Annotated in this window: 19 protein-coding genes; 11 read left to right on the top strand and 8 right to left on the bottom strand. The window is 65.3% G+C overall.

All coding sequences use genetic code 11. From position 1 onward, the window contains the following. The first annotated feature begins 53 nt into the window (after positions 1-53). The gene (gene astD / locus NS355_RS08690) at positions 54-1,460 is read left to right on the top strand and encodes a succinylglutamate-semialdehyde dehydrogenase (RefSeq protein WP_058745354.1); all 1,407 of its coding nucleotides are present in this window, start codon (positions 54-56) and stop codon (positions 1,458-1,460) included. Positions 1,461-1,503: 43 nt separating this feature from the next. Here the strand turns inward: astD and NS355_RS08695 are convergent, their stop codons facing one another. Next, complete coding sequence (locus NS355_RS08695) at positions 1,504-4,479, bottom strand: TonB-dependent receptor domain-containing protein (RefSeq protein ID WP_167345431.1); 2,976 nt, start codon at positions 4,477-4,479, stop codon at positions 1,504-1,506. A gap of 218 nt (positions 4,480-4,697) precedes the next feature. On the opposite strand from NS355_RS08695, the gene cobA reads away from it, so the two are divergent. From cobA to NS355_RS19305, 6 genes are all read left to right on the top strand, one after another. Further along, complete coding sequence (cobA, locus tag NS355_RS08700) at positions 4,698-5,489, top strand: uroporphyrinogen-III C-methyltransferase (RefSeq protein WP_058745356.1); 792 nt, start codon at positions 4,698-4,700, stop codon at positions 5,487-5,489. Beyond that, positions 5,486-5,782, top strand: coding sequence for a DUF2849 domain-containing protein (locus tag NS355_RS08705; RefSeq protein WP_058717763.1), 297 nt, complete (start codon positions 5,486-5,488; stop codon positions 5,780-5,782). The genes cobA and NS355_RS08705 overlap by 4 nt, the downstream gene beginning before the upstream one ends. A 10-nt stretch (positions 5,783-5,792) precedes the next feature. Then, complete coding sequence (locus NS355_RS08710; RefSeq protein ID WP_058745357.1) at positions 5,793-7,418, top strand: nitrite/sulfite reductase; 1,626 nt, start codon at positions 5,793-5,795, stop codon at positions 7,416-7,418. After that, positions 7,411-7,869, top strand: a complete 459-nt coding sequence (locus NS355_RS08715; protein WP_058745358.1) for a DUF934 domain-containing protein — start codon at positions 7,411-7,413, stop codon at positions 7,867-7,869. The genes NS355_RS08710 and NS355_RS08715 overlap by 8 nt, the downstream gene beginning before the upstream one ends. After that, the gene (locus NS355_RS08720; protein WP_084787748.1) at positions 7,862-8,599 is read left to right on the top strand and encodes a phosphoadenylyl-sulfate reductase; all 738 of its coding nucleotides are present in this window, start codon (positions 7,862-7,864) and stop codon (positions 8,597-8,599) included. Before NS355_RS08715 ends, NS355_RS08720 begins: the two co-directional genes overlap by 8 nt. Positions 8,600-8,848: 249 nt before the next feature. Continuing rightward, positions 8,849-9,049: a hypothetical protein gene (locus NS355_RS19305; protein ID WP_244489611.1), complete on the top strand. Its 201-nt coding sequence runs from the start codon at positions 8,849-8,851 to the stop codon at positions 9,047-9,049. A gap of 146 nt (positions 9,050-9,195) precedes the next feature. Here NS355_RS19305 and NS355_RS08730 read toward each other — a convergent pair whose 3' ends face one another. After that, the gene (locus NS355_RS08730) at positions 9,196-10,689 is read right to left on the bottom strand and encodes a replicative DNA helicase (protein WP_058745360.1); all 1,494 of its coding nucleotides are present in this window, start codon (positions 10,687-10,689) and stop codon (positions 9,196-9,198) included. Between the two features lie 97 nt (positions 10,690-10,786). Here NS355_RS08730 and NS355_RS08735 point away from each other — a divergent pair, with 97 nt between their 5' ends. From NS355_RS08735 to NS355_RS08745, 3 genes are read left to right on the top strand one after another with little or no spacing between them, the layout of a single operon-like run. After that, complete coding sequence (locus NS355_RS08735) at positions 10,787-11,269, top strand: UPF0262 family protein (RefSeq protein ID WP_056430331.1); 483 nt, start codon at positions 10,787-10,789, stop codon at positions 11,267-11,269. Next, a complete protein-coding gene (locus tag NS355_RS08740; protein ID WP_058745361.1) occupies positions 11,269-11,943 on the top strand; it encodes a GH25 family lysozyme in 675 nt (224 codons plus the stop codon). Before NS355_RS08735 ends, NS355_RS08740 begins: the two co-directional genes overlap by 1 nt. Then, entirely contained in the window at positions 11,940-12,392 is a 453-nt protein-coding gene (locus tag NS355_RS08745) for a cytidine deaminase (protein ID WP_058745362.1), read from the top strand. Before NS355_RS08740 ends, NS355_RS08745 begins: the two co-directional genes overlap by 4 nt. A gap of 391 nt (positions 12,393-12,783) precedes the next feature. Here the strand turns inward: NS355_RS08745 and NS355_RS08750 are convergent, their stop codons facing one another. After that, positions 12,784-13,563: a MerR family transcriptional regulator gene (locus NS355_RS08750; protein WP_058745363.1), complete on the bottom strand. Its 780-nt coding sequence runs from the start codon at positions 13,561-13,563 to the stop codon at positions 12,784-12,786. 113 nt (positions 13,564-13,676) lie between these two features. On the opposite strand from NS355_RS08750, the gene dcd reads away from it, so the two are divergent. Then, complete coding sequence (dcd, locus tag NS355_RS08755; protein ID WP_042486309.1) at positions 13,677-14,231, top strand: dCTP deaminase; 555 nt, start codon at positions 13,677-13,679, stop codon at positions 14,229-14,231. 106 nt (positions 14,232-14,337) lie between these two features. On the opposite strand, the gene NS355_RS08760 is transcribed toward dcd, so the two are convergent. The 5 genes from NS355_RS08760 to NS355_RS08780 all read right to left on the bottom strand — a co-directional run. Beyond that, positions 14,338-14,697 carry a tetratricopeptide repeat protein gene (locus tag NS355_RS08760; RefSeq protein ID WP_244489612.1) on the bottom strand — a complete coding sequence of 120 codons (360 nt, stop codon included), beginning with the start codon at positions 14,695-14,697 and terminating at the stop codon, positions 14,338-14,340. Between the two features lie 695 nt (positions 14,698-15,392). Next, complete coding sequence (locus NS355_RS08765) at positions 15,393-15,818, bottom strand: ExbD/TolR family protein (protein ID WP_042486322.1); 426 nt, start codon at positions 15,816-15,818, stop codon at positions 15,393-15,395. 34 nt (positions 15,819-15,852) lie between these two features. Then, positions 15,853-16,332: an ExbD/TolR family protein gene (locus NS355_RS08770; RefSeq protein WP_042486325.1), complete on the bottom strand. Its 480-nt coding sequence runs from the start codon at positions 16,330-16,332 to the stop codon at positions 15,853-15,855. A 100-nt stretch (positions 16,333-16,432) separates the two neighbouring features. After that, complete coding sequence (locus NS355_RS08775) at positions 16,433-17,227, bottom strand: MotA/TolQ/ExbB proton channel family protein (RefSeq protein ID WP_056430507.1); 795 nt, start codon at positions 17,225-17,227, stop codon at positions 16,433-16,435. 54 nt (positions 17,228-17,281) lie between these two features. Then, the coding region (locus NS355_RS08780) for an energy transducer TonB (protein ID WP_058745364.1) at positions 17,282-17,758 on the bottom strand (477 nt) is incomplete at its 5' end.

Raw genomic sequence — 17,758 nt, forward strand, 5'->3', positions numbered from 1 at the left:
CGCCCCACCCCGCCCCCTCCCCTGAAGGGGAGGGGCTTGCTTGGATCCATGCCATGCCTTCTTTTCTGTCGACCTACGAACCCGCAACCGGCACATTGATCGCCGAGCTTCCCATCGGCGATGCCGATACGGAGGTCGCCGCCGCGCGGGCGGCTTGGGCCGGCTGGGCGATCACGCCGCTGGCCGAGCGGATCGAGATGCTGCGCCGCTTCGCCGAGATCGTGCGGGATCGCGCCGACGATTTCGCCGACCTGATCGCGCGCGAGACGGGCAAGCCCCTTTGGGAGGCCAAGACCGAGGTCGACACCGTGATCGCCAAGGTCGCCATCTCGATCACCGCGCAAGCCGAGCGCGCTGGGACACGTTCCACCGACCAGCCGGGCGGCGGGCGGATGGCCCTGCGGCACAGGCCCCACGGGGTGCTGGCGGTGCTGGGGCCGTATAATTTCCCCGCGCATCTGCCTAACGGCCATATCGTGCCCGCGCTGCTGGCGGGCAATGCGGTGGTCTTCAAGCCCTCGGAAAAGACCCCGGCGACGGGCGCGTTCCTGGTCGAATGCTATCACGCGGCAGGCGTGTCCGAAGGGGTCGTGCGGCTGCTGATCGGCGGACCGGATCAGGGCCGGGCGCTGGCGGGCCATGAGGCGATAGACGGCCTGCTGTTCACCGGCTCGGCGCGCACGGGCCTGGCGCTCAACCGCCAGTTCGCCGAGCGGCCGGAAAAGATCCTGGCGCTGGAGATGGGCGGCAACAACCCGATCATCGTCTGGGACGACCCCGATCTCGACGCCGCCGCCGCGCTGATCGTCCAGTCGGCCTATACGACCGCCGGGCAACGCTGCACCGCCGGGCGGCGGCTGATCGTCGAGGACCGGCTGTTCGATCCGCTGATGGCGGCGCTGACCGGGCTGGTCGACCGGCTGATCCTCGGCGCGCCGCATGACGCGCCCGCGCCGTTCATGGGGCCGGTGATCGACAATGACGCGGCGGACCACCTGCTTGCGCGAGTCGAGCAACTGGCGGCGAGCGGCGCCAGGCTTATCCGTCCGCTGGCGCGCGTGACGCCCGGCCTGCCGCTGCTGCCCCCCGCTATCCTCGACGTCGGCGCCGTCGCCGAGCGTCCCGACGACGAACTGTTCGGCCCGGTCCTGCAAGTCACCCGCGCGACCGATTTCGACGATGCGCTCAGTCAGGCCAACGCCACCCGCTACGGCCTGTCCGCCTCGCTGATCTCGCCCTCGCGCGAGCGGTACGACGCCTTCTGGACCGGCATCCGCGCCGGGATCGTCAACTGGAACCGCCCGACCAACGGCGCGGCCTCCAGCGCACCGTTCGGCGGCATCGGCTGGTCGGGCAACCACCGCCCCAGCGCCTATTACGCCGCCGATTACTGCGCCTATCCGGTCGCCAGCGCCGAAAGCGAAAGCGCCGCCGCGACGATCGCGATCGGCTTGCGCTGATGGAGAAATGGCCCGGAACCGAGGTCCCGGGCCATCCCGTCGTTTAGAAGCGGGCGGAAATACCGACCCGCAACGTGCGTCCCCGCACCGTGTAATAGTTCGGGAAGGTGTTGAAGCCCCCGCCGATGGCATATTGGGTGTCGTAGCCGATCAGCGGCGGGTCCTTGTCGAACAAATTCTGGACATTGAACCGCACATCGATCCCCTTCACCAGCGTGACGTTGGTGTTGAAGTCGAAATAGCTGTAGCCCGGAATACGGTTGACCAGCGGATAGGTCTGGCCCGGTGCGGCGGCCAGCACCGTGTTGGTTGACAGCTTCGACAGGTTGCTCGGGCCAGTGTAGCGCCAGGTGAAGCCCAAGCCACCCTTGATCCAGGGAAGCTGCCAATTCACGCCCGCGACATGGCGCCAGCGGGGCATCGGATCGCCACAGGCGAAGCCGAAATAGCCGAGGCAAGACCAAGGCGTATTACCCGGCGCGAATTGCCGTTCATATTTCGTCGTCAGCGTGCCGTTGAAGTTCAGGCTAAAGGTGCCGACGTTATCGGTGATGCCGAAACGTTTCGGATCGAGCGCGTAGTTGGCACTGAAGTCGATCCCACTCGTCGCGTTATAGCCGGAATTGTTATAGCGCGCATCCGCGACTAGCAGACGGCCGGTCTGCGGATCACGTTGATAGAATTGGCAGAAAAACTGAACCTTGTTGTCATAGCATTGGTTGAACGCCATGTTGATGCGGGTCCATTCGAACGCGCCCTCAATATTGATGTCGTACCAGTCGACCGATGCCGTCAGGCCGGGGATGAAGCGCGGCTGCATCACGACACCCAGAGTCTTGCTGCGCGAGCGTTCCGGCTGCAGATTCGAGTTGCCGCCATTGACCAGCGTGGTTGGGCAGAAGCCATTGGAATCACAGCCGGTATAGCTGGTCAGCGCGTCATATTGCGCCCGCGTCATGCCGATCGAGCATTGGTCGAACGTATAGCGCTGGACACCCTTGCCGTTCGTCGCGGCGCGCGGCGGGGCGCACAGGTCGAGCATCGGGGTGTTGGGATAACGATTCTCGCCCTCCAACCGCTGCTGCACGCCGACGCGCACCGCGCGATTATAGCTGCCCCGGAACCGGATACCGTCGAATGGCGACCAGCTAGCCTCCGCCTTCCAGCTGCGAACGAGCTTGTCGTAAATGTCGTAATCGGAAATCCGATAGCCGCCATTGACGCTCAGTTCCTTGAAAAACGGCTTATTCTCGATCAGCGGGATGTCGATCTCACCGCCCAGCTCCTTCACGCTGGTACGGCCATCGAAGGTGGTGAAGTTCGACCACGCCCCGTAGCCGGTCGACTGATTTCGATATTTGCGATACTCGCCGGTGATCGCAAAGCCGATGCCGCTCTCCGCCCAGGGGCTCTTCAGCCCATAATCCTCCAGCGTCCCCGACACGATGCCGTTGATGACCTGCAGATCGTTCTGCTGACGGCGACTGCCGGCCCCGGACAGCCAGTTATAGACCGCGTCGCTGACCGACGTGTTGGACGAAAAGGCATCAACGGGCTGGCAGCTGGGGTCGGTGCCGTCGATCCTGGACAGGCAGGTCGGCACGCCGCTCACGTTGCGCACCTGAAGCCCGCGCGCCAGGCGATCGGCCTGGTCGGGCAGCCACATATGGTCGCCCGAGCCATTCTGGATGTTCCGGGTCTGCTGGTAGCTCAGTTCGAACCGGATCTTGTCGACGATCATACCCGACAGGTTGAGCGAGCCGCGCCAGTCATCCGTCGTGTTGCGGAAATTCTGGATCATGCCCGGCCGGAACAGCGATAGCGCAATGGGGTTGCTGAGTGCGGTCGTTCCGGCTGCCGCGCCGCAAATGGCCTGCGCCTGCGCTTGTCCCAGAAAGGGATTGTCGCAATTGACCTGAGCGCCCGGGGTATAAATCCCCCCATCGACCGAGTTGAACCCGCGCTCGACGATCTTGCTATACAGGAAGCTGCCGGTCAGGCGCATGCCAGCGGGCAGGTCCGCCGTCAGGAAGCCGCCCGCATTGACCGTCTCGCTACGCCGCTGGACATTGTCGACACGCTGGACGCGCACCTCGTCCGCCGTATCGTAGGGGCGGAAGCTACGCGAGCCGTCGCGCGCGTTGCTCAGGTCCTGGTTGTTGACGTTGAAATAGTTATACGGGTTGTAGGTCGTGCCGTAGCACGTCCATTTCGTGTTGCCCGCGTCGATATTGTTGGGGTCGAACATCTGTAGCGGACAATTGGTCGTATCCAGATTGCGGAACTGGATCGGGTCTGCTTTTTTGTACGTCGCGAAGGCGCTGATGTTCAACCGGTCACCCAGAAGGTTCTGGCCCGCCGCAACCGACGCGAAATAGTTGCCGCCGCCCAGATAGGACCCACGGGGATAGGTATAGCCCGCATCCTGCGCGACCTTGGCCAGCAGCGGGCTGTTGTTATTGTGGTTGAAGCCGCTGACCTCGCCGTCGAAGGCGATGCCGTTAAACTTGCGTTTGACGATGAAGTTGACGACGCCCGCGATCGCGTCGGAGCCGTAGACCGCCGACGCTCCGCCGGTCATGATGTCGATCCGCTCGATCAGCGCGCCGGGAATGATATTGACGTCATTGTCCATCCGCTGCCCGTTGAGCAGCGTCAGCGTACGGCCCGCACCCAGATTGCGCAGTCCGACCGGCGCGGAGCCGGAGGTCCAGCTCTGACCCTGCAAGCCCAGCATCGGCGTGACCTGCGGCAGCTGCGCCAGCGCGTCCTCGACACGCGCCAAGCCACGCTCCTTCAGATAGGTGGAGTCGATCGTCGTGATAGGCGCATTGCTGGTCATGTTGGGCCGGACGATACGCGTTCCCGTGACGATCACGTCGCCAGGATCGGCCTTTTTCTCCTTCGCGTCGATCTTATCTGTGGATGCCACCACGCCGGTCACGGCAGGAACCTCGTCCTGCGCTGGTTTCGTAGGCGCACCCGTCGCCACCTGTGCCGACGCAACCCCTGCCCACATGAACGCCACCAATGATGCGCCAAAGGCATATTTTCGGCTCGATGATTCCAACAAGACCCCAGCTCCCCGCTTTTTGTGTCCCTGAAGCCATCCAATCATAACTCTAGGCAACGCACAATATATTATACGATAACGCTGATGGCAGGATGAAGCTGATCTACCCCCGCCCCAAGCATCGCTCAGTTGTCGATTGCGGTCGGGGGGATCATCTGTGGAGCATGGCTAGTCTTCTCGATCCCACCGCGCGTGGCCGCGTGATCCTGGTTGGTGCGGGCCCCGGCGATCCGGGCCTGTTGACCGTGCGTGCGGTCGCGGCGCTGAAGACCGCCGATGTCGTCGTGCATGACGGGCTGATCGATCCGCGCGTCCTCGACCTCGCGCCGCCGCAGGCCCAGCGCATCTCGGTCGCCAAGCGGCGGGCACGGCACACGCTGTCGCAGGATGCGATCAACGCGCTGATCGTCGCGCATGTGAAGACCGGCGCGATCGTCGTACGGCTGAAGGGCGGCGACCCGTTTATCTTCGGGCGCGGCGGCGAAGAGGTGGAGGCGGTACGTGCCGCCGGGCTTCCGGTCGAGGTAATCCCCGGCGTCTCGGCGGCGCTCGGTTGCGCGGCGGAGGCGATGCTGCCGCTGACCCATCGCGACCATAGCTCGGCCGTGTCCTTCGTCGCGGGCCAGTGCAAGGGGCTCACCGATCAGGACTGGTCGGGGCTGGCGGGCCAGGGACGCACGCTCGTCATCTATATGGGCGTCGCGACCGCCAACGGCATCGCCGACAAGCTGATGGCCGACGGCGTCGCCCCCGACATGCCGGTCGCGGTGCTGGAGCGCGGCACGCTGGAGGGGCACCGCGCCATTCGCACGCTGCTCGCCGATCTCGGCCCGATGGTCGAGCGCGAGAAGGTTCAGAGTCCGGCGATCATCGTCGTCGGCGAAGTCGTGACCCTGTCGGATGCCGAAGACAAGCTGGCGCGTTGGGCCCGCGTGGCGGAAGGAATGAGCGCATGAAGCTGTTGACGGGCAATGACTTGAGCACTGGCGACGTCGTCTGGTGGACCGGGCGCGACTGGTCGCGCCATGTCGAGGATGCGGTCGATGTCGGCGGACAGGGCGAGGCGATCCTGCGCGCCGAGGAAGGCGCGCGCCGGGTCAATGTGCCCTATCTGATCGACGCCGAGGCCACCGAACAGGGCCCCCGTCCCGCCCATATCAAGGACCGTATCCGCGCGCTTGGCCCCACCGTGCGCCCCGACCTGACGCTGAAGCCCGCCGATGCGGATGCCGGCGCCTGGGTTATCTGAGAGAACCGCCATGTATCGCTATGACGAATATGACCAGAGCATCGTCGATGCCCGTGTCGAGGAATTTCGCGACCAGGTGGAACGCCGCCTGTCAGGCGCGCTGACCGAGGATCAGTTCAAGCCGCTGCGGCTGATGAACGGCCTCTATCTCCAGCTGCACGCCTATATGCTGCGCGTCGCGGTGCCCTATGGCACGCTCGACAGCCGCCAGATGCGGATGCTGGGCCATATCGCGCGTAAATATGATCGCGGCTACGGCCATTTCACCACGCGTCAGAACATCCAGTATAACTGGATCAAGCTGGCCGATGCGCCCGACATCCTGGCCGAGCTGGCAACCGTCCAGATGCACGCCATCCAGACCTCGGGCAATTGCATCCGCAATATCTCGTCCGACCAGTTCGCCGGAGCCGCCGCCGATGAGGTCGCCGATCCGCGCCCCTGGGCCGAGCTGCTGCGGCAATGGTCGACCTTCCACCCGGAATTCACCTATCTGCCGCGCAAGTTCAAGATCGCGGTGATCGCGGCGGACGAGGATCGCGCGGCGATGCGGCTGCACGATATCGGCATCCAGCTGCTGGAGCGCGACGGCGTGCTCGGCGCGAAGATTTTCGTGGGCGGCGGCATGGGCCGCACCCCGATGATCGCGCATGAGGTGAAGGACTTCATCACCGCCGACCATCTGATGAGCTATCTGGAGGCGTGCCTGCGGGTCTACAACCGCTATGGTCGCCGCGATAATATCTACAAGGCGCGGATCAAGATCCTGCTGCACGAGATCGGCGTCGACGCTTACCGCGATCAGGTGGAGGCGGAGTTCGCCGCCATCCGCGACCTCGGCATCGACCCGCCGCTGGCCGAGCTGGCGCGGATCACCGCGATGTTCGCCGGTCCCGACTTCGCCAGCGACGCGCCCGACTCGGTCGACCGCTCCGACCCCGATTTCGCGGTCTGGCTCGATCAGAATGTCGCGGCGCACAAGCAGCCGGGCCATGCCATCGTCACGATCAGCCTGAAGCCGATCGGCGGCATCCCCGGCGATGCCTCGGCGGATCAAATCGACCTGATGGCCGACCTCGCCGAGCGCTACGGCCATGACGAGCTGCGCGTCACCCATGCGCAGAACATCGTCCTGCCGCATGTCCGCAAGGCCGACCTGTACGCCATCTGGACCGCGCTTCGCGACGCCAGGCTGGCCGAGGCGAACCTCGACCTGATCTCCGACATCATCGCCTGCCCGGGCCTGGATTATTGCAGCCTCGCCAATGCTCGCTCCATCCCGCTGGCGCAGAAGATCGGCGAGCGTTTCGCCGGGCGGCAGCGCGAGCTGGGCGAGTTGAAGCTGAAGATTTCGGGCTGCATCAACGCCTGCGGCCACCATCATGCCGGGCATATCGGCATCCTCGGCGTCGATAAGAAGGGCACCGAGAATTACCAGCTGCTGCTCGGCGGATCGGGGGCGGAGGACGTCTCGCTCGGCAAGATCACCGGCCCCGGCTTCGATGAGGACGGCGTGGTCGACGCGATCGAGCGCGTGACCGACCGCTATGTCGCATTGCGCGAAGCGGACGAGCGCTTCCTCGACACCTATCGCCGCGTCGGCATGCAGCCGTTCAAGGAAGCGATCTATGGTTGATCCCATCACCGTGAACACGAATGCGGGCGAGACGCTGCTGCGTTTCCGCGACGATGTGGTGCATGACGAACCGGCGGTCACGCTGGACGCCTTCCTGGGCCAGACCAACGCCACCGCCGTCCGGCTGGAGGCGGGCGACGATGCCCGCGAACTCCTGCCGCATCTGGGACAGATCGCGCTGGTCGAGATCAGCTTCCCGACCTTTCGCGACGGTCGCGGCTATTCGGCGGCGCGGATTTTGCGCGAGGCGGGGTTCGAGGGTGAGCTACGCGCGGCGGGCGATGTGCTGGTCGACCAGATTCCCCATATGCGCCGCTGCGGCTTCGATAGCTTCGCGCCGGAAAAGCCGGTCGATGCCGCAACGCTGACTAAGCTGCTCGCGCTCTATCCCCAACCCTATCAGAAGGCCGCCGATGCGCGCGTGCCGGTATGGAAGCTGCGCCATGGCTGAGCGCGCGCTCGACCGGATCGACGCTCGGCCCGCTTACACGGCGGAAGACGCTGCGGCGTATGAAACGCGGTTCGCGGGCGTGCCCGCGCCGGAGATGCTGCGCATCCTGCTGACCGGTGAACTGCATGGGCAGATCGCGGCGGTGTCGTCCTTCGGCACCGAGTCCGCCGTGCTGCTCCACATGGTCGCGCAGGCCGATCCGGCGACCCCGGTGGTCTTCACCGACACGCTGAAGATGTTTCCCGAGACACTGACGTACCGCGACACGCTGGTCGAGCGGCTGGGCCTGCTCGACGTCCGCGTGATCCAGCCCGACGCCTCGCTGCTCGCGGCGAAGGACCCGGACGGCATCCGCCACGGCTATGATCCCGATGGCTGCTGCGACCTGCGCAAGGTCGAGCCGCTGGCACGCGGCCTTGCCCCGTTCGAGGCGTGGATTTCGGGCCGCAAGGGTTTCCAGGCGGGGACCCGCCGGGCCCTGCCTCGCTTCGAGGTCGAGAATGGCCGGTTGAAGCTCAACCCGCTGGCGGACTGGGACAAGGCGGCGTTGGACGGCTATTTCGCCGCCCACGACCTGCCGCGCCATCCGCTGGAGGCGGAAGGCTATCTCTCGATCGGCTGTGCGCCCTGCACCAGCAAGGTGAAGCCCGGCGAAGACCCCCGCGCGGGTCGCTGGCGCGGCTTCGACAAGGTCGAGTGCGGTATCCACCAGCCTTTTTCGGCAGGCTGAACGGGGCCACGACCGACTTCCGCTTCATCCTGTCTTAACCGCGCCGCGACAGAAGGCGCCGGGCAGGATGAGGGATCACCCATGTACAAAGTCACGGTCGACCTGGAACGCGGTTATTTCGAGGTCACGACCCACGGATTTTGGACCCTGGACACCATGGCCGGCTTCACCCGCTAACTGGAACGGACCGCCCGCCGCATCCGTGCCACCGGCCGTACCCCGGTCAGCCTGTGCGATCTGTCCAACGCGATGGTGCAGAGCCAGGAAGTCGTCGCGGCCTTCGTCCAGATGATGGAAAGCCCGGCCGTCCGCTCGGGGCGTGTCGCGGTCTACACCTCGGGCGCGCTCACCAAGTTGCAGGCGGAGCGGGCCAATCAAGACCACGACGAATTCCGGTTCTTCACCGACAAGGACGAAGCCCGCGCTTGGCTGCTCGCGCCGACGGGGTAAGGTTGGGGCGCGTCCGCTCACGTACCCCCGCCCCCGTTCGCACTGAGCGAAGTCGAAGTGCACGCCCCGGATTATGTGCCAGAGATTCCCCTGGCTTTCGACTTCGCTCAGGCTGAACGGAGGTGGGGGAATTACCCCGCCTCCGTTCAATACCCCGCGAAGTCCGTAAACCGTGTGATCGTCGGGTCGAACTTCATCACCACTTTGCCGGTCGCACCGTGGCGTTGTTTCGCGACGATCAGTTCGGCCAGGCCATAGACCCGCTCCACCTCGGTCGCCCACTTCGCATGGTCTTCGAAGACCTTGCCGTCATCGCCTTCCATCGGGCGCTTGGGCTCGCGCTGCATCATGTAATAGTCTTCGCGGAACACGAACCAGACCATGTCGGCGTCCTGCTCGATCGAGCCGGACTCGCGAAGGTCGGACAGCATCGGGCGCTTGTCCTCGCGCTGTTCGACTGCACGGCTCAGCTGCGACAGCGCCAGCACCGGCACGTTCATGTCCTTGGCCAGCGTCTTCAGCCCGCGCGAAATCTCCGAGATTTCCTGCACGCGGTTGCCCTCGGACGACTTGCCCGAGCCGGTCAGCAGCTGGAGATAGTCGACCACGACCAGACCCAGCTCGTTGTTGAGCCGCCGCTGGAGCCGCCGGACACGGGTGTGCAACGCCGAGATGGTGAGGCCGCCGGTATCGTCGATGAACAGCGGCAACTGCTCCAGCTCGGCGGCGGCGGCGGCGAGTTGCGCGAACTCGTTGCGGCTGATCTTGCCCATGCGCAGCGCTTCGGAGCTGATCCCCGATTGCTCGGCCAGGATACGCGTCGCCAGCTGGTCGGCCGACATTTCGAGGCTGAAGAACGCGACCTTGGCACCGACCGACTCGGAGGGCGGGATGCCGTCGGCCATGTCGCGCATCCAGCGGCGCGCGGCGTTGAACGCGATGTTGGTGGCGAGCGAGGTCTTGCCCATGCCCGGACGGCCCGCCAGGATCATCAAGTCGGACCGGTGCATACCGCCGATCTTGGCATTGACCGAATCCAGACCCGTGGTGATGCCCGAGACATGGCCGCCGGAGTTTAGCGCGCGCTCGGCATTCTTCACCGCCATGGTGGTGGCCTGGGAAAAGCTCTTCACCGCATTCTCGGAGCCGCCATCGGCCGCGACCTTGAACAGCTCGTTCTCGGCCAGCTCGATCTGCGCGCGCGGGTTCACCTCTTCCGAGGTGTCCATCGCCCGATCGACCAGCGTCCGCCCGACCGTCACCAGCGCGCGCAGCATCGCCAGGTCATAGATCTGCGTCGCGAACTGCCGCGCGCCGATCAGGCCCGCGCCCGACCCGGTCAGCTGCGCCAGATAGGACGGGCCGCCCAGCGCCTTCATGCCCTCGTCCGCCTCGAACATCGGGCGCAGGGTGACGGGGGTCGCCAGCATGTCGGTGGCGCGCAGATTCTTGATCGCGGAAAACACCCGGCCGTGGACGGGCTCGAAGAAATGCTCCGGGTCCAGCCGGTCGACCAGATCGTCGGCCAGCCGGTTGTCGATCATCATCGCGCCCAGCAGCGCGGCCTCCGCCTCGATATTGCGGGGAAGCTGCTGCGGCTCGGTGGCGGCAGCGGGGTTCTGAAATGCGAGGGTGGCCATTTCGTCGGCGTTAGCGCGGAGTGGCGGCGGAGGAAAACACATTGCGTCGATCAGCAGGGGATTTGCGGCGCACGCGCTTCGCGACTATCCCCGTGCCATGGCCGATCCCCGGATCATATCCATCGATCTCGACGAGCGCAGCCTGGGCTGGCGCTCGGCCGATGTCGAGCAGGAACGGCGGATCGCGATCTTCGATCTGATCGAGGAAAATTACTTCGCGCCGCAACGGCCGCAGGCGGACGGCTATGCCGGGCCCTACCGCATCAAGCTGGAGTCGGAGGAAGGGCGACTCGGCATCCATATGCACCGCGAGGACGGCACGCATATCGAGACCCTGGTGCTGGCGCTCGGGCGTTTCCGGCGGCCGATCAAGGATTATTTCGCGATCTGCGACAGCTACTACCAGGCGATCCGTGCCGCCACGCCGCAACAGATCGAGACGATCGATATGGCCAGGCGCGGTATCCATAATGACGCCGCGCAGATGCTGAAGGAGCGGCTGACCGGCAAGATCGAGGTCGACTTCGACACCGCACGTCGCCTCTTCACACTGCTCTGCGTCCTGCATATCCGCAATTGATGGCGATTCTTTGGAAAATCGGCGCTGGGCTTCTGGCCCTTGGCGCGATCAGCGCGGGCGGGCGGCATTGGGCTACCCATTGGCAGCCGCCGACCGAGCGTTACGCCCTGCAGGGCATCGACCTGCCCGAGAGTCCGCCCGCCGTCGAGTGGCGCACGCTGCGCGCGAATGGCGCGGACTTCGCCTATCTGGTCGCGACCTCGGGCACCGACCGGCGCGATCCGTCGTTCGAGGGCAATTGGGACGCCCTGCCCGAGGCGGGAATGCGGCGTGGCGCGGTCCATATCTATTCGCTGTGCCAGCCTGCCGCGGCCCAGGCCGATGCCTTCAACATCTTCGTACCGCGTGTCGGCGACGCGCTGCCCACGGCGATCGACCTGTCCTTTCACGACGATTGCACCGCCCGGCCCGAGCGCGCGCAGCTGGTCGCGGACCTGACCCGCTTCGTATCGATGGTCGAGACGCACACGCGCAAGCCCGTGATGCTGCGCGTGTCCAAGGCGTTCGAACGTGAATATGACATCACGGCCGCGATCGACCGTCCGGTCTGGGCGATCGGCAATCTGTTCAAGCCCGATTACGCCGCGCGCCCCTGGCGCATGTGGCGTGCCAGCGATTTCCGCCGGGTCGAGGGGGTGGAAGGCCCCGTCAACTGGGACGTCGTTACACCATGAATGCCACCAATACACATGCCCTGATCGCCGCCGCCCGCGACGCGGCGCGCCACGCCCATGCGCCGTACAGCCGCTTTGCGGTCGGCGCGGCGCTGCTGATGCAGGACGGCTCGGTCATCACGGGTGCCAATTTCGAGAATGCGAGCTACGGCCTGTCGCTCTGTGCCGAGACTGTCGCGATCGCCACCGCCTCGGCGGCGGGGCGGCTTCGCGAGATCGTCGCGGTCGGCGTGATCGGCGGCGCGATGGACTCGAACGGTGTACCGACCGGCGCCAGCCCGGTCAGCCCCTGCGGCCGCTGTCGCCAGGTCATCAACGAAGCCGCCCAGATGAGCGGCCGCGACCTGCCCGTTCACTGCGGCGCGGCGGAAGGCGACGCGGTGCGGACCTATCGCCTGTCCGAGCTGCTGCCGGATGCCTTCGGCCCGGCGGATCTGGGGATCGGCTGAAATCGCGCGAAGGCGCGGCTATTGAGTTCGCGCAGAGGCGCGTAGATCGCAAAGGGGAAGTCTACAGTTCTTCTCATTTGGTAGCGGCCAGTAAGCTCACGCCCCCCCCTCTGCGCCCTCCGCGCCTCTGCGCGAACCAATTTTGAAACTTGGCGGCTTCGCGCGAGCACATAGCTCGGTGCCACCGCTGATTTCTTACGCAAAGGCGCGAAGACGCGAAGATTTTTTCGCGCGGAGACGCGGAGGCGCGGAGAGGAAGAGTTTCAGTCTCCCGAACCCGGGCGATAACCGGCATCGCTTATGATCGGATACGCTCCCCTCCGCGTCTCCGCGCCTCCGCGCGAGCATCATCCTTCTTCGCGGCGTCGCGGCGTCGCGTGAACAAACCGCCTCAGCCCCCCGGCTCTTCGCCCCGCGCCCGCATTGCTGCACCGGCGGCCTGAATGAACTGCCACACATCGGCCGAAAAGCCGGGATCGGCCTGTCCATCCCAATCCGCGCGATTCTCGTGCAGCCGAGTCGCGCCCGCCCACATCTCCGGTGACGCCACCGCACGGAACGGCGCCAGCAGCGCGAACCATTCACGCACAAAGCCTCGTGCCGCCTCCGAATCCGGGTCCATCGGCATTGCGGCTGCGATCCGCTGGCCCAGATCGGCCCAGCGCGCCTGATATGCATTCAGGTCGAAATCTGGCCCGAGTGTCTCCATTCGCGTCGCCCAATGCGCCTGTTCTTCCTCGGTGAAATGGCGGTCGACCACCAATTTCCATTGTGTCGTCGTCATGGCATTCCCTTTTCGGATCAGCGAGCAGAGCGTCGCGACGTCGATGCGCTCGCCGGCATCGATGCGGGACTGGATGGATGTCAGGAGCGCGGCGGTCTCGGCCAGCGCCCGGCGTTCGGCGTCCACCGCCTTTGCCTGGGCCGCGATCATCGGCGCCAGTGCCGCGCCCGGCCGGTCGAGCATCTGCCCGATGGCCGCCAGCGTGAAGCCAGCGCGTTTCAGCGCGACGATGGCGTGCAGCCGCTCCAGCTCGCCCGCACCGAAGATGCGCCGCCCGCCCTCGCTCCGCAGCGGTCGGATCAGCCCACGCGCCTCGTAGAAGCGTAGCGCGCGGCTGCTCAGCCCGGTCGCGCGGGCAATGTCGGTGATGTCGAGCATGGTGGACATGGACAGGACCGTACCGCTTGACGTTGCGTCAACCGCAAGTCCCTTTTTGGCGGTTGCCGCTTGCCCTCCCCCCGCGATCCGGCGATGAGCGGCCAAACCTGAAGGAAATGAAGATGTCGATCCTGTCCGACCGCTGGATTCGCGAAGCCGCGCAGACCCAAGGCATGATCGAACCGTTCGTCGAGAGCCAGCGTCGCGACGGCTGCATCAGCTATGGCCTGTCGTCCTATGGCTATGATGCGCGGGTCGCGGACGAGTTCAAGATCTTCACCAATGTCGACAGCGCCGTCGTCGACCCCAAGGACTTCGCGTCGAACAGCTTTGTCGACCGCAAGACCGATTGCTGCATCATCCCGCCCAACAGCTTCGCGCTGGCGCGGACGGTCGAATATTTCCGAGTGCCGCGCGACGTGCTGGTCATCTGCCTCGGCAAGTCGACCTATGCGCGGTGCGGGATCATCGTGAACGTCACGCCACTGGAGCCCGGTTGGGAAGGCCATGTGACGCTGGAATTTTCCAACACCACGCCGTTGCCCGCCAAGATCTATGCCAATGAGGGCGCCTGCCAGTTCCTGTTCCTGAAGGGCAATGAACCCTGCGAGACCAGCTATGCCGACCGGGCGGGCAAATATATGGGTCAGCGCGGAGTAACGCTGCCCCGCTTGTAATAAGGCTTTGAACAAGGGCGCCGGGCTGGTGCGGTTTACCGTCGGTCCGCGCCCCGCTGGTCGGGCCAGTCCGGACGCAGGAGCATCCGGACCTGCCCTTGTCGATTTACCGCGCGGCGATCGTCTGCGGCAAATGGCGCAGACCTGTGCGGGCCACGGTGTGCGACGACAGGATCGCGCCCGACGGCATGTCCATCGCAATGGCCTTTTCCTGCAACACTGCATCATACAGCGCGCGCGCATCGGCGGCGCGGCCGGTCTTGGCATAGACCGCGGCCAGGTTGAGCATCAGCTCCGGACTGTTCGGATCGGTGCGACGTTCTTCGAGCAGAGTCCGCTCAGCGGCGACGAAATTGCCCGCCGCAATCTCCCGAAACCCCGTGCGCTGCGGCCATGAATCCTGGGCGATGGCCGGGGCTGCCATGCCCGCCGCCGCCACAAGCAACACCGAAAACATTCCACGCATATCCCATCTCCTATGTTTCACTTTTGTGACTTGAGAGTGTCACTTTTGTGAAACGTGCGCAAGCGGCGAAAGATGCGCAATTTTGAGGCGATGGGAGCGGGTATGGGGCGGTGTTTCCATATACCCGCTTCGACAGGGCGTAGAGGCCGCCGGTCGTCCTGGATATGTCTGGCCATCGATGTGTTCAGCATGAGCCGAGCCGGTTTGTGTCGCTGCTTCAGCGCCCCGCCTGTCTGGCGATCATCGTGTGTTGTGGAGCATCGGGTAGCGCGGGGCGTGGCCTTCGACTTCGCTCAGACTGAACGGAATTTCGGGTACGAGCCTATCAGCCACGGAGGGGGGCTCAGCTTTAGGCCCTGACCACAATGCCTCGATTTGCCACGAGCCCCTCCCCTTCAGCGGAGGGATTGGGGTGAGGCCTCTCCGCCAGCGCCACGCTTGAGGATACGCCCCACACCCGGCCCCTCCCGTGAAGGGGGAGGGGGCAATCCGTCGCACGGCATCCTGCTTCAATCTTGGGCTTTGGCCGGGTCTGGGGCTCTGGCCCAGCCTCAGGCTCAGGCCCCGCCCTCCGTTCAGCCTGAGCGCTGTCGAAGGCCACGCCCTACGGCCACCATGCCCCCACCCCGCCACAAACGAAAAAGGGCGGCCTCCGGAGAGACCACCCCATTTCATCACCGACCTGATCGAGAGGATCAGAAGTCGTTGCGATACTGCTCGTTGCCGATGAAGCCGAGCTTCGTCACCGCCGAACGCTTGATCACGGCCAGGGTCTCGTCGACCTTGGCGTATTTCGCGTCGGGGGCTGGCTGGAAGTGCAGTTCCGGTTCCGGGTTCATCGCGGCGCTCTGGTCCAGGAACTGGCGCAGCGTCACCTCGTCGACCGGGGCACCGTTCCAGGTGACCGTGCCGGCAGCGTCGATACCGATCTTGTTCTTGTCGGTGTTCACGACGGTCTGCGGCGTGTTCGAGTTGACCGGCAGGTCGACCTTCACCGCGTGAGTCTGGATCGGGATGGTGATGATGAACATGATGAGGAGCACGAGCATGACGTCGATCAACGGCGTCGTGTTCATGTCCATCATCGGCTCGCCATCATCAGATCCGGCGCTCATTGCCATGGCGTGCTAACTCCTATTCTGTCCGCCCGGCCGATCAGGCGCGGGGGTTGCCGCCGGGGGGCGGCTCGGAGATGAAGCCGACCCGGGCGAAACCGGCCTGCTGCATCGTGAAGATGGTGCCGCCGATGCACCGGTACGGCGTGTTCACGTCGCCACGGATATGCGCTTCGGGCAGCTGGTCGGGCGTGATGTTACCCACACCACCCAGCCGTTCGACCTCGGCCTTCAGCTTTTCGACCGCACGGGTGCGCAGTTCGTCCGAGCTGACCGGGGTCAGGTTCCAGTACACCTTGCACTGGCCATTCTCGCTGGTGACCGAGAGCGACACGTTTTCCGGCTTCGTCGTGGTCGGATCGAAGCGGACGTTCGGCAGCTTCAGCGGAACGGTCTGAATCACGACCGGAACCGCGATCAGGAAGATGATGAGGAGCACCAGCATGACGTCCACGAGGGGCGTCGTGTTGATCTCCGACATCGGTTTCTCGGCGGAGTCACCGCCAACGCTCATCGCCATGAGAGAGCTATCCTATCCATGCATTCTTGCGCCGCCCCGAAATGGGCGGCGGGGGGTGGCGGAGCGACGATCCGGAGACCGCCGCCCCGCCCCCTTAAGCTCAGGCGCGGGTCTGAACGCCACCGGCCTGACCGGCGGTGGTGGTGCCAGCCGGAGCCTTGACGGCGGCCGGCTTGGCCGCACCGGCAACCGCCGGACGAACCGCACCGTTCGAAGCCAGGAAGCCCAGCACGTCGTTCGAGAACGACGACAGGTCTTCCGCGATGCCCTTGTTACGACGCTGCAGCCAGTTGAAGGCGAGCACCGCCGGAACGGCGACGACGAGACCCAGAGCGGTCATGATGAGCGCTTCACCGACCGGACCGGCGACGGCGTCGATCGACGCCTGGCCTGACGAGCCGATCTTGATGAGCGCGCGGTAGATGCCGATAACGGTACCGAACAGACCGATGAACGGCGCGGTCGCACCGACGGTCGCGAGGAAGGCGAGACCACCGCCCAGCTTCGAGTTGATCGCGGCTTCCGAGCGGGCCAGCGAGCCGTGCAGCCAGTCATGCGCTTCGACCGGATCGGTCAGCTTCGAGTGCTGGTCCTGCGCGGCCAGACCGTCGTCGACGATCTGCTTGTAGGCCGAGTTCTTCTCGAGCTTGGCCGAACCCTCGCGCAGCGAGTTCGCCGACCAGAAGCCCTGACGGACGCGCTTCGCCTGGTTGATGATCTTCTGCTGCTCGAACAGCTTCGAGAACAGGATGTAGAACGACACGATCGACATCAAGCAGAGGATGGTGAACACCGACTGCGAGATGAGGCCGCCTTCCTTGAGAGCCTGGCCGAGACCGTAGGGGTTTTCGGCACCGGCCGCGGCGCCGCCCGCGGCGAGGATGGTGGTGAGCATGGTTGGTTAGGTCCTCTGACTAAAGCGTTAAATTTTTAAAGGTGGCCTGAGCCGTTATTCCTGCGGCAGCTGCCAGCGTACCGGAAGCGTGTAGGACGACGTGATCGGGTTGCCGCCCTGATCGAGCGCGGGCGAGAAGCGCACGCGCGCCTTCGCGATCCGGCACGTCGTATCGTCGAGCGCGCGATTGTTGCTGCTCGTCGTCACGACGCAATCGGTGACGCGTCCGTCGGTGCCGACCGTCAGCTTGGCGACCACGCGACCTTCCGCGCCTTCGCGCTGGGCCGAGGGCGGATAAGCGTCGGGACCGAAGAACTGGCCCGGATTGCCCTTCAGGCCAGCAGCCTTCGACTGCACCGGCGCGGGGGGCGGAGCAGGCGGAGCCGGCGGCGCAGGCGGGGCCGGCGGCGCAGTGGGCTGGCTCAGCGGAATCACGGTCGTCGTCGCGATCGTCGGCGCCTGGGTCGGCACATTGACGATCGGCGGCGGCGTCACAACCGTCGTCGGCGGCGGCGGAACATTGGGCTGTTC

The sequence above is a fragment of the Sphingomonas yabuuchiae genome (assembly GCF_001477495.1).
Taxonomy (GTDB): domain Bacteria; phylum Pseudomonadota; class Alphaproteobacteria; order Sphingomonadales; family Sphingomonadaceae; genus Sphingomonas; species Sphingomonas yabuuchiae_A.